This window comes from Pseudomonas sp. 21 (assembly GCF_000955805.1).
Lineage (GTDB): Bacteria > Pseudomonadota > Gammaproteobacteria > Pseudomonadales > Pseudomonadaceae > Pseudomonas.
On record NZ_JYOA01000005.1, the window covers coordinates 281,364 to 302,714 of the forward strand.

Genomic DNA, 21,351 nt, shown 5'->3' on the forward strand with positions numbered 1-21,351 from the left:
CCGGTTTCCGGCCGGCGAAATCCGCGGCTCGCCTGCCCTCCTCCGGCGCGCCCGCAGCCACCGCCGCCAGCATGAAAAAGGCCAGACGCTTCGCAGCGCCCGGCCTTTTTCAGTGTAGGAAAGAACTCAGGAGCCGATGGCGTCGCGGATCTTTTCCCACTCCTTGGCTTCTTTCTTCGACGCACCGCCCAGCAGTTCCAGCGCCTGGCGCAGGCGATAGCGCGACAGGTCGGCACCGAGGATTTCCATGGCGTCGAGCACCGACACCGAACTGGCTTGGCCGGTGATCGCCGGGAACATCAGCGGCATCACGTCACGCAGCTTGAGGCCCAGGTGCTCGGCCACGGCCTGGATGGTCGCGGTGATGCGGTCCTTTTCCCACTGGCGCAGCGCTTCCAGCTTCCACAGCACCAGTTGCAACACCTGGCGAACCTGGGTGGCATCGAGCTTCTTGTGCTCGAACAGCTTGGCGTCCAGCTGCACGCCGCCGCTGAAGAAGAAGCCGGCCAGCGGGGCGATCTGGCTGAAGTTCTCCACGCGGCCTTGCACGTGCGGGGCGATCTTCATCAGGTACTCGGGGTTGAGTGCCCACTTCTGCACTTCCTTGGCGAAATCCTCGACGGACAGCTCGCGGATCCACTGGCCGTTCAGCCAGGAGAGCTTCTCGATGTCGAAGATCGGCCCGCCCAGCGACACGCGGGACAGGTCGAAGTGCTCGATCATCTCCGCCAAGCTGAACTTCTCGCGCTCGTCGGGCATGGACCAGCCCATGCGGCCGAGGTAGTTCAGCAGCGCCTGGGGCAACAGGCCCATGCGCTCGTAGAAGGTGATGGAGGTGGGGTTCTTGCGCTTGGACAGCTTGCTCTTGTCCGGGTTGCGCAGCAGCGGCATGTAGCAGAGCACCGGCTGCTCCCAGCCGAAGTACTCGTACAGCTTGATCAGCTTGGGCGCCGAGGGCAGCCATTCTTCGCCACGCAGGACGTGGGTGATGCCCATCAGGTGGTCGTCGACCACGTTGGCGAGGAAGTAGGTGGGCAGGCCGTCGGCCTTCATCAGCACCTGCATGTCCATGCGGTCCCACGGGATTTCCACGTCGCCACGGAGCATGTCCGGCACCACGCAGACGCCCTCGGTCGGCACCTTCATGCGCACGACGTGGGATTCGCCGGCGGCGATACGCTTGGCCGACTCCTCTTTCGGGATGTGCATGCAATGGCCGTCGTAGCGCGGGGTTTCCTTGCGCGCCTGCTGTTCGGCACGCAGTGCGTCGAGGCGCTCGGAGGAGCAGAAGCAGGGGAAGGCGTGGCCCTTCTCGACCAGTTCGTCGCTGTACTGCTTATAGATGGCACCACGCTCACTCTGCCGGTACGGACCGTGCGGGCCGCCGACGTCCGGGCCCTCGTCCCACTCGATACCCAGCCAGCGCAGCGCGTCGAAGATCTGCTGTTCCGATTCGCGGGTCGAGCGCACCTGGTCGGTGTCCTCGATGCGCAGAATGAACTGACCGCCGTGCTGGCGGGCGAAGCAGAGGTTGAACAGCGCGATATACGCGGTGCCGACGTGCGGGTCGCCGGTGGGAGACGGCGCGATACGGGTGCGGACTGTGGTCATGAAGGCTCTCGTGTGCAGCAATTCTTCGTGTGAGGCGGACAGCGCGCGACGGCGCGCGCGCTCATGGGTGCGATGGTATCAGGCGGGCCACCTTCGGCTCCAGCCAGCGACCGGGATCAAGGGGCAGGTTATTGATCATGAAATCAAGGAAAGCCTTTACCTTCATCGCCTGGAAGCGCCGCGACGGGTACACGGCGTACAGCTCGCCCACCGGCAGCTGAACCTGCGGCAACACGCGCACCAGGCTTCCGCTGGCCAACTGTTCGTCGACGATCAGCTCCGGCAGCGAGGCGATTCCCACTCCGGCCAGCACGGCTTCGCGGGCGAAAGTGATGTTGTTGCACGACAGCACCCGGTGGCACGGCACGGTTTCCCCGCGCAGCGGCCAGTAGCGTTGCGAATCGGCCTGCAGCAGCACGGCGCGGTGGCCAGCCAGCTCCTCGACGGTTTCCGGCCGGCCGTGCAACTTCAGGTACTCGGGGCTGGCGCACAGGCAGCGGCTGGTGGTCAGCATGCGCCGCGCGATCAGGGTCGAATCCTCCGGCTGGCCGACCATGATGACGATGTCCACGCCCTCTTCCAGTGGATCGACTGTACGCGAGGTCAGTTCGACCTCGGCGGTGATCTGGGGATAGCGGTTCATGAAGTCGCCCACCACCTTGGCCAGGTACATCTGGCCGAACTCGATGGGCGCACTGATCCGCAACAATCCCGAAGGCGCCTGCTGCAGCTGCATCACCGCCTGCTCGGCCTCGGCGAAGTCATGCATGATCTGCCGGCAGCGGTCGTAGTAGGCCTGGCCCACTTCGGTCAGCCTGAGCTTGCGAGTGGTGCGGTTGATCAGGCGCACGCCCAGACGCTCTTCGAGCAGGGCGATACGCCGGCTCACCGTGGACTTCTGCATCCCCAGGCTCTGCGCCGCCTGGGTAAAACTGTGCAGTTCCACCACGCGGGTGAAGATCAGCGCATCATCCAGCCCCATGATTGTTCCCTATAAGCAACAAAGTTTCCGAAGTGTAGCGGCTACGTGCCGCCACGGAACACTGTTACATTGGCAAACATTTTTTTGGCCAACCAAACGCTCGTTTACCTATGCCCGCACAATTACAACGCCGCCTGACCGTGTTCTTCGTCATCCTCGCCGTGGTCGCCCTCGCCTTCCTGGCGCGCTGGTACTTCATCGGCCGCTTCGTCGAGACCACCGACAACGCTTACGTGCAGGGCGAGATCACCCGCATTGCCAGCCAGCTCGGCGCCCGCGTCGATGAGGTACTGGTGCAGGACAACCAGCACGTGGAGAAAGGCCAGTTGCTGGTGAAGCTGGAAGCCGCTGACTTCCAGCTTGCCCTGGACCGCGCCAAGGCCACCCTGGCCACCCGCGAGGCGGAACTGGAGCAGGCACGCAGCAAGCTCAAGGGCCAGACCAGCATGATCGCCGCCAGCGCGGCCGACGTGAACGCCAGCCAGGCCACCCTCGGTCGCACCGAAGTCGACCTCGGCCGTGCCCAGGCGCTGCGCAAGCCCGGCTACGTGTCGGAAGAGCGCGTGACCACCCTGGCCGCCGACTCCAACGTCGCCCGCTCCCAGGTGGCCAAGGCCCAGGCCGACCTGCAGGCCCAGCGCGTGCAGCGCGAAACCCTGGGCACCGACGTCCAGCGACTGCAGGCGCAGATCGAGAGCGCCCGCGCCGACATCACCCAGGCCGAAATCAACCTCGCCCGTACCGAAATCCACGCGCCGGTCAGCGGACTGATCGGCCAGCGCGGCGCCCGCGTCGGCCAGTACGTGCAGGTTGGCAGCCAGCTGCTGTCGTTGGTACCGGACGACGGCATCTGGGTCCAGGCCAACTTCAAGGAAACCCAGATCGGCAAGATGCGCCCGGGCCAGACCGCCAAGCTGGTGTTCGACTCCTTCCCCGACCAGCCCATCGAAGGCCAGGTACAGAGCCTGTTCGCCGCCTCGGGTGCGCAGTTCAGCCTGCTGCCGCCGGACAACGCCACCGGCAACTTCACAAAGGTGGTGCAACGCATTCCGGTCAAGATCACCTTCGCCGACGACAATCCGCTCAAGGGGCTGATCCGCCCGGGCATGTCCGTCGAGGCAGAGGTCGAGCTGGGTGGCCGGTGATCAACTGATCCGGCCGGTCGGAGAACCGACCCGCCGCGACTGGATCGCCGTGTTCAGCGCCATGCTCGGCGCGTTCATGGCGGTGCTCGACATCCAGATCACCAACTCTTCGCTGAAGGACATCCAGGGCGCGCTGGCCGCCACCCTGGAAGAAGGCTCGTGGATTTCCACCTCCTACCTGGTGGCCGAGATCATCATGATCCCGCTCACCGCCTGGCTGGTGCAGCTGCTCTCCGCGCGCCGGCTGGCGTGGATGATCTCCGTCGGCTTCCTGTTCTCTTCCCTGCTCTGCTCGTTCGCCTGGAACCTGGAGAGCATGATCGTGTTCCGCGCCATGCAGGGCTTCACCGGCGGTGCGCTGATTCCCCTGGCCTTCACCCTGGCACTGATCAAGCTGCCGGAGCACCACCGCCCCAAGGGCATGGCGCTGTTCGCCATCACCGCCACCTTCGCGCCCTCCATCGGCCCGACCCTGGGCGGCTGGCTGACGGAAAACTTCGGCTGGGAGTACATCTTCTACATCAACATCCCGCCGGGCCTGCTGATGATCGCCGGCCTGCTCTACGGCCTGGAGAAGAAGGAAGCGCACTGGGAACTGCTGAAAAGCACCGACTACGCCGGCATCGTCACCATGGCCATCGGCCTGGGCTGCCTGCAGGTGTTCCTCGAGGAAGGCCACCGCAAGGACTGGCTGGAGTCGAACCTGATCGTCGGCCTGGGCAGCATCGCCCTGGTCAGCCTGATCCTCTTCGTGATCCTGCAGACCTCGCGACCGAATCCGCTGATCAACCTGGGGATTCTGCGCAATCGCAACTTCGGGCTGTCGAGCATCTCCAGCATCGGGCTGGGCATGGGGCTGTACGGCTCGATCTACGTGCTGCCGCTGTATCTCGCGCAGATCCAGGGCTACAACGCCATGCAGATCGGCGAGGTGATCATGTGGATGGGCGTGCCGCAGCTGTTCCTCATCCCGCTGATTCCCAAGCTGATGAAGATCATCGAGCCGCGCCTGCTGTGCGCCGTCGGCTTCGGCCTGTTCGGCATGGCGAGCTTCTTCTCCGGCGTGCTCAACCCGGACTTCGCCGGCCCGCAGTTCAATCAGATCCAGCTGCTGCGCGCTCTAGGCCAGCCGATGGTGATGGTCACCATCTCGCTGATCGCCACCGTCTACCTGCAGCCGCAGGACGCGGGCTCGGCTTCCAGCCTGTTCAACATCCTGCGCAACCTCGGCGGCGCCATCGGCATCGCGCTACTCGCCACGCTGCTGGATAGCCGTGCCAAGGTGTATTACGACTACCTGCGCGAAGCGGTAGTCCCGGTGAATGGTGCAGTGGACGAGCGACTGGCGCAGCTGACCGCGCAACTGGGCACGCAGCAGGCAGCGCTGGGCAAGATCAGCGAGATCGTCCACCAGCAGGCGGCGATCATGGCCTACAACGATGCCTTCCACGCCATTGGCATCGTGCTGGCAGTCAGCATGGTGGCGGTGTTGCTGACGCGCCCGCTGCCGGCAGGCGTGGGTTCTGGAGCGGCAGCCGGGGCGCATTGAGCCCCCTACCCCGCCCGCCCCTGTAGGAGCGAGCTTGCTCGCGAACCGTCTGATGCCGGCGTGTCCGGCTGATTGAGCGTTCGCGAGCAAGCGCGCTTCTACAAAGAGCCGCTCAGCCCATCGACACCATGCGGTCGCGCAACTTGCCGATCTCGTCGCGCACACCGGCCGCGGCCTCGAACTCCAGGTCGCGGGCCAACTGGTACATGCGCTCTTCCAGCTGCTTGATGCGCTTGCCGACTTCCTCCGGCGTGCGCAGTTCGTTCTCGTAGCGCCCACTCTCCTCGGCCACTTTCGCCAGGCTGCGGCGCTTGCCCTTGGCGCCCGGCACCACGGCACCTTCGAGGATGTCCTTGATGTCCTTCTTCACGCCCTTGGGCACGATGCCGTGCTTGGCGTTGAACTCCAACTGCTTGGCACGGCGGCGCTCGGTCTCGTTGATCGCCCGCTGCATCGAGCCGGTCATGTTGTCGGCATACAGGATCGCCTTGCCGTGCAGGTTCCGCGCAGCACGGCCGATGGTCTGGATCAGCGAGCGCTCGGAACGCAGGAAGCCTTCCTTGTCCGCATCGAGGATGGCCACCAGCGCCACCTCGGGCATGTCCAGGCCCTCGCGCAGCAGGTTGATGCCCACCAGCACGTCGAACTTGCCCAGGCGCAGGTCGCGGATGATTTCCACCCGCTCCACGGTGTCGATGTCCGAGTGCAGGTAGCGCACCCGCACGTCGTGATCCCCCAGGTAGTCGGTGAGGTCCTCGGCCATGCGCTTGGTCAGGGTGGTGACCAGCACACGCTGGTCCAGCGCTACGCGCTTGCCGATTTCCGAGAGCAGGTCGTCGACCTGGGTGGTCGCCGGACGGATTTCCACTTCCGGGTCGACCAGGCCGGTGGGACGCACCACCTGCTCGACCACGCGACCAGCATGCTGATCCTCATAAGGGCCGGGCGTCGCGGAGACGAAGATGGTCTGCGGGCTGATCGACTCCCACTCCTCGAAGCGCAACGGCCGGTTGTCCAGCGCCGAAGGCAGGCGGAAGCCGTACTCCACCAGGGTTTCCTTGCGCGAACGGTCGCCCTTGTACATGGCGCCGACCTGGGGAACGCTGACGTGGGATTCGTCGATCACCAGCAGGGCGTTGTCCGGCAGGTAGTCATAGAGCGTCGGCGGCGGCTCGCCGGGACCGCGCCCGGAGAGGTAGCGCGAGTAGTTCTCGATGCCGTTGCAGTAGCCCAGCTCCAGGATCATCTCCAGGTCGAAGCGGGTCCGCTGCTCCAGGCGCTGGGCCTCCACCAGCTTGTTGTTGGTGCGCAGGTAGTCCAGGCGCTGCTTGAGCTCGGCCTTGATGTGCTCCACCGCCTCCAGCAGCGTCTCCCGCGGGGTGACGTAGTGGCTCTTGGGATAGAAGGTGAAGCGCGGCAGCTTGGTCAGCACTTCACCGGTCAGCGGATCGAAGGCAGCGATGTTCTCCACTTCGTCGTCGAACAACTCGATACGGATGGCCTCCAGGTCAGATTCCGCCGGGAAGACATCGATGACATCGCCGCGCACGCGGAAGGTCGCGCGGGCGAAATCCATGTCGTTGCGGGTGTACTGCAGGCTGGTCAGGCGTCGCAGCAGCTCGCGCTGGTCCATCTTGTCGCCACGGTCCAGGTGCAGGACCATCTTCAGGTAGGACGCCGGATCACCCAGGCCGTAGATCGACGACACGGTGCAGACGATGATGGCGTCCTTGCGCTCCAGCAACGCCTTGGTCGCCGACAGCCGCATCTGCTCGATGTGGTCGTTGATCGAGGAATCCTTCTCGATATAGGTGTCCGAGGACGGTACGTAGGCCTCGGGCTGGTAGTAGTCGTAGTAGGAAACGAAGTATTCGACGGCGTTGTTCGGGAAGAAGGTCTTGAACTCGCCGTAGAGCTGCGCGGCCAGCGTCTTGTTCGGCGCCAGCACCATGGTCGGGCGCTGCACCTGGGAAATGACGTTGGCGATGCTGAAGGTCTTGCCGGAGCCGGTTACCCCCAACAGCGTCTGGTGCGACAGCCCTGCTTCCAGTCCTTCCACCATCTGTCGGATGGCTTCGGGCTGATCGCCGGCGGGCTCGAATCGCGAATCCAGCTGAAAAATCGACATGGGAACCTCGCATTGGCGTGTGACGCTTCGGTCGCCAAAGCGTCATAGCAGTCGAAAAGCATGCGCGACAACTCGCCGCCTGCCATAGAGGCCTATATAATACCGGCCCGTCGACGCAACCCCCAGCGCCGTGAGCGGGCGGGTTGCAATTGCACTTCACTCCCGCCTTAGAGCTGCTGCCAAAATGAGTCTGTTCTCCGCTGTCGAAATGGCCCCCCGTGACCCGATCCTGGGCCTGAACGAAGCTTTCAACGCCGATACCCGTCCGGGCAAGATCAACCTGGGCGTAGGCGTTTATTACAACGAGGAAGGCCGTCTCCCGTTGCTGCGTGCCGTGCAGGCCGCGGAGAAAGCCCGCATCGAGGCCCACGCACCGCGCGGCTACCTGCCGATCGAAGGCATCGCCGCCTACGATTCAGGCGTGCAGAAGCTGCTGTTCGGCGCTGACTCCGAACTGCTGGCCGAAGGCCGTGTGGTCACCACCCAGGCCGTCGGCGGTACCGGCGCACTGAAGACCGGTGCCGACTTCCTCAAGCGCCTGCTGCCCAACGCCACCGTCGCCATCAGCGACCCGAGCTGGGAAAACCACCGCGCGCTGTTCGAAGCCGCCGGCTTCCCGGTGCAGAACTACCGCTACTACGACGCCGCCACCAACGGCGTGAACCGTGCTGGCCTGCTGGAAGACCTCAACGCCCTGCCCTCGCAGTCCATCGTGGTGCTGCACGCCTGCTGCCACAACCCGACCGGCGTCGACCTGACCATGGACGACTGGAAGCAGGTCCTGGATGTGCTCAAGGCCAAGGGCCACGTGCCGTTCCTCGACATCGCCTACCAGGGCTTCGGTGACGGCATCGACGAAGATGCTTCCGCCGTGCGCCTGTTCGCCAAGTCGGGCCTGAACTTCTTCGTCTCCAGCTCCTTCTCCAAGTCGTTCTCGCTGTACGGCGAGCGCGTTGGCGCCCTGTCGGTCGTGACCGACAGCCGCGAGGAATCCACCCGCGTCCTGTCCCAGGTCAAGCGCGTGATCCGCACCAACTACTCCAACCCGCCGACCCACGGCGCCAGCGTCGTCGCTGCCGTGCTGAACAGCCCGGAACTGCGTGCGGTCTGGGAAGAAGAGCTGGGCGAAATGCGCACCCGCATCCGCGCCATGCGCGTAGCCATGGTCGAGCAACTGGCCGCCCTGGGTGCCAAGCGCGACTTCAGCTTCGTCGCCGAGCAGCGCGGCATGTTCTCCTACTCCGGCCTGACCGCCGAGCAGGTCGAGCGCCTGAAGAACGAGTTCGGCATCTACGCCGTCGGCACCGGCCGTATCTGCGTCGCCGCGCTGAACAACGGCAACCTGGACACCGTTACCCGCGCCATCGTCCAGGTGCTGTAAAAAAATCAGGGGGAGTCGTCGGCAGGATGTTGACTTCCCCTTTTTAATCAGTAAGATACGCCCCGTTGTTCCGCGATAGCTCAGTCGGTAGAGCAAATGACTGTTAATCATTGGGTCCCTGGTTCGAGTCCAGGTCGCGGAGCCAAATTCGAAGCCCTCGGCACATGCCGGGGGCTTTTTTATTGGGCGCTGGACTCTCTCCAGGGACTTCGTCCCAGGTGATTCCCCCTTCGGGGCCGCGCCGAAGCGCGTTCGGCTGGCGCCGTCGAGTCCAGGTCGCGGAGCCAATTTCGAAGCCCTCGGCACATGCCGGGGGCTTTTTTATTGGGCGCCGGACTCTCTCCAGGGACTTCGTCCCAGGTGATTCCCCCTTCGGGGCCGCGCTGAAGCGCGTTCGGCTGGCGCCGTCGAGCCCAGGTCGCGGAGCCAGAATTCAAAGCCCTCGGCACATGCCGGGGGCTTTTTTATTGGACCGGAGAAATGCGCTCCAATGAAAAAGCCGGTCGACGACCGGCCTTTCATTCCACCTGGCAATGCTCAGAGCGAAATCTTGTCGCGATTCTTGTCCAGCGTCCCCTTGCCGATGCCCTTCACTTCCAGCAATTGATCGACCGTGGTGAACGGGCCGTTGGTTGTGCGGTAGTCCACGATGGCCTGGGCTTTTACCTTGCCGATACCTTTCAGGGAATGCTGCAACTCTTCAGCCGATGCGGTGTTGATATTCACCGCCGCCACCTGGGCAACAGGTGCCTTCTCGGTTGAAACTGCGGTTTCGGCTGGGGGTTTTACGGCTGGAGCCCCATTGGTGGCAGCCAGAGCGGCGTCACCGAACGAGAGGCCCGCCAACAGAATCAGACTTGCAACGGAAAGCAGACTCTTCTTCATGGATCGTTCCTTGATGCAACAGGTTTCGAGGCAGGCGCGATTGCGCCGCCTGGAAAACATATCGTCAGGAACACCGGTGAAAACGCCGGTTTAGAGAGTCGGCGACAGATTCCGGCGCCGCCGACAGTTCACCAAGAAAGGACTGACATGACTCGCAGACGCAGCAGCGGCGCTGTCTGCTAGGCAGTAACCCGACTCAGGGCTCCATCCGCCGCTGCTGGTGGATCAGGTCGACGATCTCGCCCTCGGGGCAATAACCGCTGACGGTTTCCCGCAACAGTTGCCGCACCCGCGCGTAGTTGCCCTGGTCCACGGCCTTGAGCAGATCCGCCAGGACGAGCTTGAAGCCCTCCCAGTGCATCAGCTCCTCGTTGGCCTTCATGATCATCGGATGCTCGGTGGCGCTGACGTTGTCGCCGATCAGCAGCTCCTCGTAGAGCTTCTCGCCAGGGCGCAGGCCGCTGAACTCGATGGATATATCGCCATGGGGCGTACGCTCGGAACGGACGCTCAGGCCCGACAGGTGGATCATCCGCTCGGCCAGCTCGAGGATCTTCACCGGCTGCCCCATGTCCAGCACGAAGACGTCGCCGCCACGCCCCATGGAACCGGCCTGGATCACCAGCTGGGCCGCCTCGGGGATGGTCATGAAGTACCGGGTGATGCCCGGATGGGTCACGGTGACTGGCCCGCCGCGCTTGATCTGCTCGCGGAACAGAGGAATGACCGAACCCGACGAGCCCAGCACATTGCCGAAGCGGACCATGGTGAAACGGGTCTTGTTGACCTGGTGCACGCCGGACTTGTCGCCGAACAGCACCGGCGCGGACTCCTGGCTCAGGGCCTGCAGGATCATCTCCGCCAGGCGCTTGGTACTGCCCATGACATTGGTCGGGCGCACCGCCTTGTCGGTGGAGATCAGCACGAAGTGCTCGACGCCGGCCTGTACCGCCACCTGGGCGGTATGCAGGGTGCCCATCACATTGTTCAGCACGCCTTCGGAGATGTTGTGCTCGACGATGGGCACGTGCTTGTAGGCCGCGGCGTGATAGACCGTGGCGACCTTCCAGGTGCGCATTACATCCAGCAGGCGCTCGGCACTGCGGACGGAGCCGAGGATCGGCACCAGCTGCACCGCGAGGGACTCGCGCTTGATGCGGTTTTCCAGCTCCTGGTGCACGCGGTAGAGGTTGTATTCGCTGTGTTCGAACAGTACCAGCACGGTGGGCGATGAGCCGAGGATCTGGCGGCAGAGCTCCGAACCGATGGAGCCGCCAGCACCGGTGACCATCACCACCTCGCCACGAATGCAGTGCTCGAACAGCTCCTTGCGCGGCTCGACCGGGTCACGCCCCAGCAAGTCCGCAATGTCCACTTCCTGGATGTCATCCACCCGCACGCGGCCGTTAGCCAACTCGATGAACCCCGGAACGCTTCGTACGTGAACCGGGTAGGGCTCGAGCAGACCGAGGATTTCACGGCGCCGAGCGCGGGTCGCAGACGGGACCGCCAGCAGTACTTCCTGTACCCCGGTCTCGTCGATCATCTGCTGGATATGCTTGGGCTTGTAGACGCGCAGGCCGGCAATGATGCGGTTGGCGATCTCGTCATCGTCGTCGATGAAAGCCACGGGGCGCATCGCTCGGCCCAGGCGCAACGCCGCCACCAATTGGTTACCGGCAGAGCCGGCACCATAGACGGCCACCTTGGGCAGGCCATCCTGTTGCTTGAGGAACGGAACAGCCTGGACCGCGCTGTACCAGTCCCCCATGAAATATTGGCGCATGGCCAGGCGCAGGCCGCCGATCATCAGCAGGCTCAGCCACCAGTAGTTCAGCACCAGCGAGCGCGGAACCGCCTCGGTCACCGATCGGTTCCAGTAAACCACCAGCGACAGCAACAGCGCCGAGATCGTCACCGCCTTCCAGATGGCGATCAGCGCATCATTGCCGAGATAACGCATCACCGCACGGTACATGCCGAAGCGAATGAACAGAGGAATCGCCACCGCAGGTGCCGCGACGAACAGCCAGCCGTGAACCCGGAACGGGTACTCGAGGTCCTCTGTACCCAGCCGCACGATGAACGCCAGCCAAAGCGCGAACCACACCAGACAGATGTCAGTGACGACCTGCAGTAATCGTTTATGTCGTCTCGGAAGCCTCAGCAGGCGTTCTCGAAGCATCAGCGCTTGTCCTTCATCCCGAGCGGAGAAAAGCTCTCACCCGCTACATTGACCACCAGATCCGGTGGAGTTCAGCTCACATCCTGTTCATCCGGACGACCTGCACCCAGATGAGCTACGACAAGCACCAAAGGAGCATAGGCCACAATCAGCCCCAGCAGACCCGAAACATGCCCCAGTGCCACCAGCCATGCCAATGGCATGAGCCAAATCAAATTGACGGCAGTCACCATCAACGACACCCGCAAGTGGCTGCCGTAACGGCGCGAAGCACGCTGGTAAGCATGGCTGCGATGCGCCTCGTAGACGCGTTCGCCACGCGCCAGACGGTGGATCAGCGTGAAGGTGGCATCCACCACGAAGACACCGAGCAGGATCAACCAACTCCATATCAGCGGTGCGGACAGCGCGCCCGCCTGCAGCGCCAATCCTCCGAGAATCAACCCGAGGAACCCACTGCCCGCATCCCCCATGAAGATCCGCGCCGGCGGGAAATTCCAGACCAGGAAGCCCGCCGCCGCCATGCCCAGGATCAAGGGCAACCAAACCAGTTGCCACTCTCCGACGAACCACCCGCACAGGGCGCCGCCCAGGCAGACACTGATGGCTTCCAGACCGGCGATCCCATCGATGCCGTCCATGAAGTTGTACAGGTTGAGCAGCCAGACCAGAAACACCACGCCCAGCAGGTCGCCGGCCAATCCCAGGTCCAGAGTCCCCCACGGCATAGCCAGCACAGGCAGCCCGCCCAGCCAGCCAAGCAGCCAGGACGCGGCAACGAAATGCCCCAGCAGCCGCCAGCGCGCCGGAATATGACGGTGATCGTCGAGGAATCCAATGACCGCAACCAGAGCGCCAGCCGGCAGCAGGGCCAACAGGCAGCTTCCATCCACCGCCCCCAGGACACCGGCCAACGGCAGGCAGCCCAGGAAACCCAGCACAATGGCAACGCCACCACCACGCGGCGTGGGGATCTGATGGGAACTGCGGGCATTGGGAATATCCATGATGCTGCGCGCCAGCGCATAACGGCGCACGCCGGCAGTCATCGCCCAGGATGCGATGAACACGACCGCCAGCAGAATACCCATGCTCATCTTCCCTGCTCCTGACCACACCCTTGCGCGGCCGCCCTCAGGGCCTGCTCGACACTGACTGGCGGGTTCCAGCCCAAACGACTGCGCGTCTTGGAAATATCCACCTGCAACGACCCCAGCAAGCGCTGGACTTGCTGCCGCCGCCCGGTCAACAGCCCCAGCAGGCGCAGCAGCGCCGCCGGAATCGGCAGCAGCCGCGGGCGAACCCCCAGCGCCCTGCTCAGACCACGGCACAGCTGTGCCGTCGACAAATCTTCGCCGTCGCTCACCAGGAACACTTGCCCCGCGGCTGCCGGGTGGCGCGCGCAAAGCAGCAGCAGATCGACCAGATTGTCGCGCGCGACCAGACTGCGGCGATTGTCGATGGAGCCGAAGGGCAACGGCAGGCGACGCTGCAAGGCGCGCATCAGGCTGGCGAAATTGGCCTTCACACCCGGACCATAGACCAGCGGCGGACGCACCACGGCCACCTCGAGCCCGGTCTGCCGGGCCACATCGAACAGGGCCTGCTCGGCTTCGAGCTTGGACTGCCCGTAAGGGTCCTGCGGTTTCGGCTCGGCGTCGGCAGTGAAGGGATGGCCCGGCGCTGTCTCCTCGCCATTGACCTTGATCGAACTGACAAAGACGAAGCGCTTCGCACCAGCTGCCGCGGCCTGTTGCGCCAGATGGCGGGTCGCCTCGACGTTCACCGCGCGAAACTCGGCAAGCGGGTCCGCGGCCTGCTCATCCATGACATGGACGCGGGCAGCGCAGTGGATCACCACATCGACCCCTTGCAGGGCCTGCATCCAGGATTGCGCCACGCTCAACCCGTCGATAAGCGCCACTTCGACACCGTCGGGGTATTGCGCGATGGCGCCACGCTGGGCGACGCGAACCTGCACGTGATCTTCCTGGCACAAGCGCACCAGTACGCCTCGGCCGACAAAACCGCTCGCGCCCGTGAGTAGAACCTTCAATCCAGTACCTGCAGAACCTGACGCCTGTGGCGTCTTCCATGTTTGAGCGAACGCGTCAGAGCGGCGAAATGACAGGCCGCAGGGCATTCCAAGCGTGGCAACTGGGACATTGCCAGTGCAGTTCGCGACCGGCAAAACCACACTTGCCGCATCGATAGCGCGGCATTGTCTTATACAACCCGATGATTATTGGAGCGATTTTTCCCGTCGCCGAATCTTTTTCAGTGTCGTTCCCGACCACTTCCAGGTATTCGCCCACACCTTGCCAAGAAGGATGGCGCTCTACCCGCTCCAACAGGCTTTCGCACCAGCTGGAAGAATGTCCCGGCTGCTCGCTTTCGGCCAACAACGCGAGGATCGCCGGCGGCACTTCCTCGCCCCCTGCCAGCTCGCGCAAACAAGCCAGCACCTCGGGCCGGGCAAGGCCGTCATGGCGACGCAGCAGCGGAACGATCTCGCCCAGGAAGGCCTTGGCATCGCTCGCCAGCTCGCCGATGGTGGCGACGGCAGCGGCCGGATCCTTGCGCCACAACTCGCAGTCCAGCCGCATCAGCAATGCACGCACGCAGCGCTTGTCGACGCGACGAGCCTCGCGCAGCAGTTCCTGCATGGCGCTGCGATCGCCGGTCTTGCCTTTTTCCTGAGCAAGCTCGCAGTAATAGTTGGCCAGCGCCGCGCTCAGCTCGGGCCGACTCGGCACCAGCCGGGCAGCCAGTTCGATGGCGCGCGACCAGTTCTTCTCGCGCTCGCAGATCAGCCGCTGCTCATCCAGCGCCTCGAGCGAGATGGGCTCGTCACGCTGCTGCGTCAGTTCGTCCAGCAGTTCCTCGGCGCTACCGAGCAGACCGCCCGCGATGTAGTCGCGGGCCAATTCCAGGCGCACTTGCGCCACCAGCGAGCCATCTTCGCCGGCGCGCCCCAGCAGGTCCTGGTGGATGTGGATGGCTTTCTCGATATCGCCGCGGCGGCGGAACAGGTTGCCGACGTGCAGGTGACTTTCAAGCGTTTCCGGGCTGACGACCAGGCCCTGGGAAAGGCTTTCCAGCGCGTCGTCGGAATGCCGCTCCAGCAGGTTGTGCATGCTGTGGACGCGCGCCCGCAGGTTCGACTCGGGCGCAGGCTGGGTTCGGGAAAGAGAGCGACGCCCCATCCACCAGCCGATGGCCAGGGCGCAGAAGAAGAACAGCGTGGCGATGACGCTAGGCATGGTCCGTCAGCGACTTTTCACGCAGCGCGTCATTCTCCTTGCGGAAACGGGTGACTTCGGAGCGCAGCCCGGACATGCGGACGTGCGTCTTCGCGCGGAAGGGGATGCTCAGCAGCAGGCCCAGCAAGCCGCCGACGATGAAGGCAAGGGAGATGAAGACCACCAGCGGCCACTGCGGCGATTGCCAGCCAAGGAAGGTCAGCTGTGCGGGCTGCAGGTTTTCAAGGACGAAAACCACGACGACGGCGGCCAGGACGACCAGCGCCAGAATCAGCAGGAAACGTTTTGCCCGAAGCATGGACACTCCTTCTTGAAGACGGATACCCCGGGGTCACTCGGGTTCGTTGACGCGGTCGCGCAGCTCCTTGCCGGGCTTGAAGTGCGGGACGAACTTGCCGTCCAGGCGCACGGACTCGCCGGTCTTCGGATTGCGGCCGGTGCGCGGCGCACGGTAATGCAGCGAGAAGCTACCGAAACCCCGGATTTCGATGCGATCCCCAGTGGCCAGAGCCTGGGACATTTGCTCAAGCATGGTCTTGATCGCCAGCTCCACATCCTTTGCGGAAAGCTGCCCCTGATGGGTGACGATTCTCTCGATCAACTCCGACTTGGTCATGGTTTTCCCTTCTTTTTCAAGCGGCTAGATCAGCTCTAGGTTCTTTTAGCATGCTGGTCATGCTTTGAACAGCCCGAACGGGAAGGATGTGTTTTCATCCGGTCAAGTCGTTGGCAAATAAAAAATGGCCGATCTCCGCGAGAGGAGATCGGCCACGGTCGCGCCCAGGAGCGGGAGGGCGCGCAAACAGGAAACGGATCAGGCGATGGCGGCAAGCTGCGCCTTGGCCTTGGCCAGCCCCTTCTCGGCGAATTCACCGCCCATGTTCAGGCCTTCGGCGTGGATGAAGGTCACGTCGTGGATGCCGACGAAGCCCAGCGCCTGGCGCAGGTAGGGCTCCTGGTGATCCAGCGCACCACCGGCGTAGACGCCGCCACGGCTGGTCAGGACAAAGGCGCGCTTGCCGGTGAGCAGGCCCTGCGGGCCGGTCTCGGTGTACTTGAAGGTGACGCCGGCGCGCAGCACGTGGTCCAGCCAGGACTTCAGGGTGCTGGGGATGGCGAAGTTGTACATCGGCGCAGCCAGGACCAGCACGTCGGCGGCCTGCAGTTCGGCGGTCAACTGGTTGGAGCGCTCCAGCGCGGCGCGTTCGATCTCGCTGTGCTCCTGCGCCGGCTTCATCCAGCCGCCCAGCAGGTTGGCATCCAGGTGTGGCACCTGCTCGACGGCCAGGTCGCGGATCTGGATGTCGTCGACCGGGTGAGCGGCCTGCCACTGGGCGATGAAATCGCGGGTCAGCTGGCGGGAAACGGAACCTTCCTGACGGGCACTGCTTTCGATAACCAGAACGCGGGACATGGGCTGGACCTCCATCGGTCGTTGAACTTGTCGATGGAGGCCATCCTAAAGATGAACAAATCGATAAAAAAGCGTAAATAGTCGCTACTAATTATCGAATAAATTGATTTCTTGTCTGGCAGCTTCTAGTCTTGTCAGGAAGGATTGCAGGTCAGCTTGATGCGCAGCTTGATCACTGCGCGGCTGAAGCTGGAAGTCAGGTTGGCCTCCTTGCCGGGTGCAAGGGTGGCCTTGCGCACATGCGGTGTTTCGGGACCGTTGACGAAGACCGCGGTGCAGGTCACCGGCTGCTGGCCGACGTTGCGCAGGATGATCGCGCCCATCTGGTCGCCGATGTCCTGGGTCTCGACATCCACCTCGGTGCCATTGAGGCTCTTCTGGACTTCGATGGGATAGGCCAGGGCGGTCAGCGGCAACAGTGCCAGAACAGCACAACAGAATTTTTTCATGGCGGTCTCTTGTGGGTCTTCTGCGGACCGCCAGAGTAGACAAGAGGAAGCGAGGATGAAAGCGCCCCGCGTTACCCTGGATCAGTGGAGAACCCTGCAGGCCGTGGTCGATCACGGCGGCTTCGCCCAGGCGGCGGAAGCCCTGCACCGTTCGCAGTCGTCGATCAGCTACACCGTGGCGCGCATGCAGGAGCAGCTCGGCGTGCCGTTGCTGCGCATCGACGGGCGCAAGGCCGTGCTCACCGAAGCCGGTGAAGTACTGCTGCGCCGTTCACGGCAACTGGTGAAGTCCGCCGGGCAACTGGAGGAACTCGCCCACCACATGGAACAGGGCTGGGAGCCGGAAGTGCGCCTGGTGGTCGACGCCGCCTACCCCACCGTACGCCTGGTGCGCTCGCTGTCGGCCTTCATGCCGCAGAGCCGCGGCTGCCGCGTACTGCTGCGCGAAGAAGTGCTGTCGGGCGTGGAGGAAGCGCTGGTGCAGGGCCATGCGGACCTCGCCATCAGCGGCCTGAACATCCCCGGCCACCTGGGCGCCGATCTCTCCATCGTCGACTTCGTCGCCGTCGCCCACCCCGACCACGCCCTGCATCGCCTGCAGCGCGAAGTCACCCACCAGGACCTGGAAACCCAGATGCAGGTGGTGATCCGCGATTCGGGTCGCCTGCAGCCGCGCGACGTCGGCTGGCTCGGCGCCGAACAGCGCTGGACCGTCGGCAGCCTCGCCACCGCCGCCACCTTTGTCAGCAATGGCTTGGGCTTCGCCTGGCTGCCGCGGCACATGATCGAGCGCGAACTGCGCGACGGTCAGCTCAAGCCGCTGCTGATGAAACAGGGCGGCGTACGCAAGAGCCGCTTCTATCTTTACCCGAACAAGGAAAAACCCCTGGGCCCGGCTACGCAGATCCTCGTGGAACTGCTGACCACCTTCGCCAACGTGCCCCTGGACGCCCATTTCGCCGCCCCGGAAAGCCCGGCCTGAGCCCACAGTCCGCCCGAACAAGGAGCCCGTCATGCCGTTCTTCGACCACGCCGGTCATCGCCTGCACTACGAGGAAAGCGGTTTCGGCACGCCGGTGCTGCTGGTGCACGGGCTCGGCTCCAGCACCCGCGACTGGGAGTTCCAGGTGCCGGAACTGGAAAAGCGCCACCGGGTGATCGCCCTCGATGTTCGCGGCCACGGCCAGTCCGACAAGCCGCGCCAGCGCTACAGCATCGGCGCCTTTGCCGAGGACGTGATCGCCCTGCTCGACCACTTGAGCCTGGGCCGCGTGCACTTGGTGGGCATCAGCATGGGCGGCATGATCGGCTTCGAACTGGCCACGCGCTGGCCGGCGCGGCTGAACAGCCTGACCATCGTCAACAGCGCGCCCGAAGTAAAGCCACGCAGCCTGCGCGAATACCTGGAAGTGGCGCGCAGGCTGTTCCTTGCCCACGTGCTGGGCCTGGATACCGTAGGCAAGGCGCTGGGCAAGATGCTCTTTCCCAAGCCCGAACAGAGCGACCTGCGCCGCAAGATCCAGCAGCGCTGGCCGCAGAACGACAAGCGCGCCTACCTCTCCAGCCTGCACGCCATCATCGGCTGGGGTGTGCAGGAACGCCTGGCGCGCATAACCTGTCCAACCCTGGTGATCAGCGCCGACCGCGACTACACCCCGGTCTCGCTCAAGCAGGCCTATGTCGGGCAGATGCCCAACGCCCGCCTGGTGGTGATCGAGGACTCGCGCCACGCCACGCCGCTGGACCAGCCGGAAAGATTCAATACCACCCTGCTCGATTTCCTCGATCAGGTCGACCATCCCTAGAACCTTCAGGAAACATCCGCCAAATGACCCTGTTCAAACGCTTCCTGCTCGCTGCCTGCTCCCTGGTCCTGGCCGGCTCGGCAATCGCCGCCGACGCCAACAAGCCGCACGTGCTGCTGTCCACCACGTCGGGTGAAATCGAAATCGAGCTGTATGCCGACAAAGCGCCGATTTCCGTGAAGAACTACCTGTCCTACGTCGACAGCGGCTTCTACAACGGAACCGTCTTCCACCGCGTTATCCCCAACTTCATGATTCAGGGCGGCGGTTTCACCGAAGCCATGAAGGAGAAGGACACCCAGGCGCCGATCAAGAACGAGGCCGACAACGGCCTGCTCAACGAGCGCGGCACCCTGGCCATGGCACGCACCAGTGACGTGAACTCCGCCACCAGCCAGTTCTTCATCAACCTGACCGGCAACGACTTCCTCAACCACGGCGCCCGCGACTTCGGCTACGCCGTGTTCGGCAAGGTCGTTCGCGGCATGGGCGTGGTCGACCAGATCGCCGGGGTGAAGACCGGCAACCGCGGCATGTTCCAGGACGTACCGACCACCCCGGTGGTCATCCTCTCCGCCAAGCGTCTGTGATTCTGCGCAATCACGGCTGACGGAGGCCATTCAAGGCGAGCCCAGGACGGGCTCGCCGACACAACCCGAGAGCCATCATGCTTTACCGTCGTTTCGAGCGTCTGATCGATCCCTTCCGCGACGTCCCCGAGCGCATGCCGCCCTCCGACGTCGTCCGCTTCTACGTCTATTACCTGCGCCAAGTCTGGCCGGTTTTCCTCGCCCTGCTTTTCGTCGGGCTGATCGTCGCACTGATCGAAGTCGCGCTGTTCAGCTACCTGGGACGCATCGTCGACCTTGCCCAGGGCACCGCCCCCAGCGACTTCTTCACCCTGCACGGCCGCGAGCTGATCTGGATGGCCGTCGTCGCGCTGGTCCTGCGCCCGGTATTCAACGGCCTGCATGACATGCTGGTGCACCAGAGCATCAACCCCAGCATGACCAACCTGATCCGCTGGCAGAACCACCGCTACGTGCTCAAGCAGAGCCTGGGCTTCTTCCAGAACGACTTCGCCGGGCGCATCGCCCAGCGCATCATGCAGACCGGCAACTCCCTGCGCGACTCCGCTGTGCAGGTGGTCGACGCCATCTGGCACGTGGTGATCTATACCATCAGCGCCCTGGTGCTGTTCGCCGAGGCCGACTGGCGCCTGATGATCCCGCTGGTGCTCTGGGTGGTCGGCTACGTCGGCGCGCTGGGCTATTTCGTGCCCCAGGTGAAACGCCGCTCCGTGGAAGCCTCGGACTCGCGCTCCAAGCTCATGGGCCGGATCGTCGACGGCTACACCAACATCACCACCCTCAAGCTGTTCGCCCACACGCGCCAGGAAGAGGACTACGCCCGCGAAGCCATCGACGACCAGACCCGCAAGGCCCAGCGCGCCGGGCGCGTGGTGACCTCGATGGACGTCACCATCACCATCTTCAACGGCCTGCTGATCGCCGGCACCACGGGCCTCGCCCTGTGGCTGTGGACCCAGTCGCTGATCTCGGTGGGCGCCATCGCCCTGGCCACCGGCCTGGTCATCCGCATCAACAACATGTCCGGCTGGATCATGTGGGTGGTCGGCGGCATTTTCGAGAACGTCGGCCAGGTGCAGGACGGCATGCAGACCATCGCCCTGCCCCGCCAGGTGAACGACCTGCCCAACGCCAAGCCGCTGGTGGTGAGCCATGGCGAAGTGCGCTTCGACCAGGTGGACTTCAGCTACGGCAAGGGCGGCGGCCTGATCAGCGGCCTCGACCTGACCGTGCGCCCCGGCGAGAAAATCGGCCTGGTCGGCCCGTCCGGCGCCGGCAAATCGACCCTGGTGAACCTGCTGCTGCGCCTGTACGACCTCGAAGGCGGGCGCATCCTGATCGACGGCCAGGATATCGCCCAGGTGACCCAGGAAAGCCTGCGCGCGCAAATTGGCATGGTCACCCAGGACACCTCGCTACTGCACCGCTCGATCCGTTCCAACCTGCTCTACGGCCGCCCGGATGCCGGCGAGGCCGAGTTGCAAGACGCAATCCAGAAGGCCCGCGCCTCGGAGTTCATCCCGCAGCTGAGCGACGCCGAAGGCCGCTCCGGCCTCGACGCGCACGTCGGCGAGCGCGGCGTGAAGCTCTCCGGCGGCCAGCGCCAGCGCATCGCGATCACCCGTGTGCTGCTCAAGGATGCGCCGATCCTGATCCTCGACGAGGCCACCTCGGCGCTGGATTCGGAAGTGGAAGCGGCGATCCAGGAAAGCCTGGAGACCCTGATGCAGGGCAAGACGGTGATCGCCATCGCCCACCGCCTTTCGACCATCGCGCGCATGGATCGCCTGGTGGTACTGGAGCACGGTCGCGTGGTCGAGAGCGGCAGCCATGCCGAACTGCTCGCCCATGGCGGGCTGTATGCGCGGCTGTGGCGGCACCAGACGGGTGGGTTCGTCGGGGTGGACTGATTCCCGCCCCGCACGCACCGGCGCCCCCCCTGTAGGAGCGCCCCATGGGCGCGA

General features: G+C 64.2%; 19 protein-coding genes and 1 tRNA gene. 8 read left to right on the plus strand and 12 right to left on the minus strand.

Translation table 11 applies throughout. From position 1 onward, the window contains the following. Positions 1-126: 126 nt before the first annotated feature. Together gltX and UB43_RS14080 are read right to left on the minus strand one after the other, a co-directional pair. Complete coding sequence (gene gltX, locus UB43_RS14075; RefSeq protein WP_045211929.1) at positions 127-1,611, minus strand: glutamate--tRNA ligase; 1,485 nt, start codon at positions 1,609-1,611, stop codon at positions 127-129. A 61-nt stretch (positions 1,612-1,672) separates the two neighbouring features. Continuing rightward, on the minus strand, positions 1,673-2,593 hold the full coding sequence (locus UB43_RS14080) for a LysR family transcriptional regulator (RefSeq protein ID WP_045211932.1): 921 nt from the start codon (positions 2,591-2,593) through the stop codon (positions 1,673-1,675). Positions 2,594-2,703: 110 nt separating this feature from the next. On the opposite strand from UB43_RS14080, the gene UB43_RS14085 reads away from it, so the two are divergent. Together UB43_RS14085 and UB43_RS14090 are read left to right on the plus strand one after the other, a co-directional pair. Then, positions 2,704-3,738, plus strand: a complete 1,035-nt coding sequence (locus UB43_RS14085; RefSeq protein ID WP_045211934.1) for an HlyD family secretion protein — start codon at positions 2,704-2,706, stop codon at positions 3,736-3,738. Positions 3,739-3,787: 49 nt separating this feature from the next. Next, complete coding sequence (locus UB43_RS14090; protein ID WP_156160421.1) at positions 3,788-5,287, plus strand: MDR family MFS transporter; 1,500 nt, start codon at positions 3,788-3,790, stop codon at positions 5,285-5,287. 112 nt (positions 5,288-5,399) lie between these two features. Here UB43_RS14090 and uvrB read toward each other — a convergent pair whose 3' ends face one another. Continuing rightward, positions 5,400-7,415 (minus strand): excinuclease ABC subunit UvrB, encoded by a 2,016-nt coding sequence (uvrB, locus tag UB43_RS14095; protein WP_045211939.1) that lies wholly within the window; start codon positions 7,413-7,415, stop codon positions 5,400-5,402. Positions 7,416-7,599: 184 nt separating this feature from the next. On the opposite strand from uvrB, the gene UB43_RS14100 reads away from it, so the two are divergent. Together UB43_RS14100 and UB43_RS14105 are read left to right on the plus strand one after the other, a co-directional pair. After that, entirely contained in the window at positions 7,600-8,796 is a 1,197-nt protein-coding gene (locus UB43_RS14100) for an amino acid aminotransferase (protein ID WP_045211941.1), read from the plus strand. Positions 8,797-8,865: 69 nt separating this feature from the next. Further along, a tRNA-Asn gene (locus UB43_RS14105) sits at positions 8,866-8,941 on the plus strand. A gap of 392 nt (positions 8,942-9,333) precedes the next feature. Here UB43_RS14105 and UB43_RS14110 read toward each other — a convergent pair. From UB43_RS14110 to UB43_RS14150, 9 genes are all read right to left on the minus strand, one after another. Next, a complete protein-coding gene (locus UB43_RS14110) occupies positions 9,334-9,681 on the minus strand; it encodes a ComEA family DNA-binding protein (protein WP_045211943.1) in 348 nt (115 codons plus the stop codon). Between the two features lie 196 nt (positions 9,682-9,877). Beyond that, on the minus strand, positions 9,878-11,866 hold the full coding sequence (locus UB43_RS14115) for a nucleoside-diphosphate sugar epimerase/dehydratase (protein WP_045211946.1): 1,989 nt from the start codon (positions 11,864-11,866) through the stop codon (positions 9,878-9,880). A gap of 71 nt (positions 11,867-11,937) precedes the next feature. Then, positions 11,938-12,963 carry a glycosyltransferase family 4 protein gene (locus UB43_RS14120; RefSeq protein ID WP_045211948.1) on the minus strand — a complete coding sequence of 342 codons (1,026 nt, stop codon included), beginning with the start codon at positions 12,961-12,963 and terminating at the stop codon, positions 11,938-11,940. Then, positions 12,960-13,922, minus strand: coding sequence for an SDR family oxidoreductase (locus UB43_RS14125; protein WP_045211951.1), 963 nt, complete (start codon positions 13,920-13,922; stop codon positions 12,960-12,962). The genes UB43_RS14120 and UB43_RS14125 overlap by 4 nt, the downstream gene beginning before the upstream one ends. Positions 13,923-13,977: 55 nt before the next feature. Next, positions 13,978-15,129, minus strand: coding sequence for a tetratricopeptide repeat protein (locus tag UB43_RS14130; protein ID WP_045211954.1), 1,152 nt, complete (start codon positions 15,127-15,129; stop codon positions 13,978-13,980). Further along, a complete protein-coding gene (locus UB43_RS14135) occupies positions 15,122-15,427 on the minus strand; it encodes a lipopolysaccharide assembly protein LapA domain-containing protein (protein WP_045211956.1) in 306 nt (101 codons plus the stop codon). Before UB43_RS14135 ends, UB43_RS14130 begins: the two co-directional genes overlap by 8 nt. A gap of 33 nt (positions 15,428-15,460) precedes the next feature. Further along, the gene (gene ihfB, locus UB43_RS14140; protein ID WP_015478091.1) at positions 15,461-15,745 is read right to left on the minus strand and encodes an integration host factor subunit beta; all 285 of its coding nucleotides are present in this window, start codon (positions 15,743-15,745) and stop codon (positions 15,461-15,463) included. Positions 15,746-15,943: 198 nt separating this feature from the next. Continuing rightward, positions 15,944-16,543: an FMN-dependent NADH-azoreductase gene (locus tag UB43_RS14145; protein WP_045211959.1), complete on the minus strand. Its 600-nt coding sequence runs from the start codon at positions 16,541-16,543 to the stop codon at positions 15,944-15,946. 134 nt (positions 16,544-16,677) lie between these two features. Next, positions 16,678-16,992, minus strand: a complete 315-nt coding sequence (locus UB43_RS14150; protein ID WP_045211961.1) for a hypothetical protein — start codon at positions 16,990-16,992, stop codon at positions 16,678-16,680. A gap of 55 nt (positions 16,993-17,047) precedes the next feature. Here UB43_RS14150 and UB43_RS14155 point away from each other — a divergent pair, with 55 nt between their 5' ends. From UB43_RS14155 to UB43_RS14170, 4 genes are all read left to right on the plus strand, one after another. After that, complete coding sequence (locus UB43_RS14155; protein WP_045211963.1) at positions 17,048-17,974, plus strand: LysR family transcriptional regulator; 927 nt, start codon at positions 17,048-17,050, stop codon at positions 17,972-17,974. A 31-nt stretch (positions 17,975-18,005) separates the two neighbouring features. Then, complete coding sequence (locus UB43_RS14160; protein WP_045211965.1) at positions 18,006-18,797, plus strand: alpha/beta fold hydrolase; 792 nt, start codon at positions 18,006-18,008, stop codon at positions 18,795-18,797. A 29-nt stretch (positions 18,798-18,826) separates the two neighbouring features. After that, the gene (locus tag UB43_RS14165) at positions 18,827-19,387 is read left to right on the plus strand and encodes a peptidylprolyl isomerase (RefSeq protein WP_045212519.1); all 561 of its coding nucleotides are present in this window, start codon (positions 18,827-18,829) and stop codon (positions 19,385-19,387) included. Positions 19,388-19,464: 77 nt separating this feature from the next. After that, on the plus strand, positions 19,465-21,297 hold the full coding sequence (locus UB43_RS14170; RefSeq protein WP_045211968.1) for an ABC transporter ATP-binding protein: 1,833 nt from the start codon (positions 19,465-19,467) through the stop codon (positions 21,295-21,297). Positions 21,298-21,351 lie beyond the last annotated feature (54 nt).

Bases quoted from the DNA above. Each gene is read 5' to 3' on its own strand.
- gltX (WP_045211929.1), bottom strand. From the start codon at position 1,611: ATGACCACAGTCCGCACCCGTATCGCGCCGTCTCCCACCGGCGACCCG.
- UB43_RS14080 (WP_045211932.1), bottom strand. From the start codon at position 2,593: ATGGGGCTGGATGATGCGCTGATCTTCACCCGCGTGGTGGAACTGCAC.
- UB43_RS14085 (WP_045211934.1), top strand. From the start codon at position 2,704: ATGCCCGCACAATTACAACGCCGCCTGACCGTGTTCTTCGTCATCCTC.
- uvrB (WP_045211939.1), bottom strand. From the start codon at position 7,415: ATGTCGATTTTTCAGCTGGATTCGCGATTCGAGCCCGCCGGCGATCAG.
- UB43_RS14100 (WP_045211941.1), top strand. From the start codon at position 7,600: ATGAGTCTGTTCTCCGCTGTCGAAATGGCCCCCCGTGACCCGATCCTG.
- UB43_RS14110 (WP_045211943.1), bottom strand. From the start codon at position 9,681: ATGAAGAAGAGTCTGCTTTCCGTTGCAAGTCTGATTCTGTTGGCGGGC.
- UB43_RS14115 (WP_045211946.1), bottom strand. From the start codon at position 11,866: ATGCTTCGAGAACGCCTGCTGAGGCTTCCGAGACGACATAAACGATTA.
- UB43_RS14120 (WP_045211948.1), bottom strand. From the start codon at position 12,963: ATGAGCATGGGTATTCTGCTGGCGGTCGTGTTCATCGCATCCTGGGCG.
- UB43_RS14130 (WP_045211954.1), bottom strand. From the start codon at position 15,129: ATGCCTAGCGTCATCGCCACGCTGTTCTTCTTCTGCGCCCTGGCCATC.
- UB43_RS14135 (WP_045211956.1), bottom strand. From the start codon at position 15,427: ATGCTTCGGGCAAAACGTTTCCTGCTGATTCTGGCGCTGGTCGTCCTG.
- ihfB (WP_015478091.1), bottom strand. From the start codon at position 15,745: ATGACCAAGTCGGAGTTGATCGAGAGAATCGTCACCCATCAGGGGCAG.
- UB43_RS14145 (WP_045211959.1), bottom strand. From the start codon at position 16,543: ATGTCCCGCGTTCTGGTTATCGAAAGCAGTGCCCGTCAGGAAGGTTCC.
- UB43_RS14150 (WP_045211961.1), bottom strand. From the start codon at position 16,992: ATGAAAAAATTCTGTTGTGCTGTTCTGGCACTGTTGCCGCTGACCGCC.
- UB43_RS14155 (WP_045211963.1), top strand. From the start codon at position 17,048: ATGAAAGCGCCCCGCGTTACCCTGGATCAGTGGAGAACCCTGCAGGCC.
- UB43_RS14160 (WP_045211965.1), top strand. From the start codon at position 18,006: ATGCCGTTCTTCGACCACGCCGGTCATCGCCTGCACTACGAGGAAAGC.
- UB43_RS14170 (WP_045211968.1), top strand. From the start codon at position 19,465: ATGCTTTACCGTCGTTTCGAGCGTCTGATCGATCCCTTCCGCGACGTC.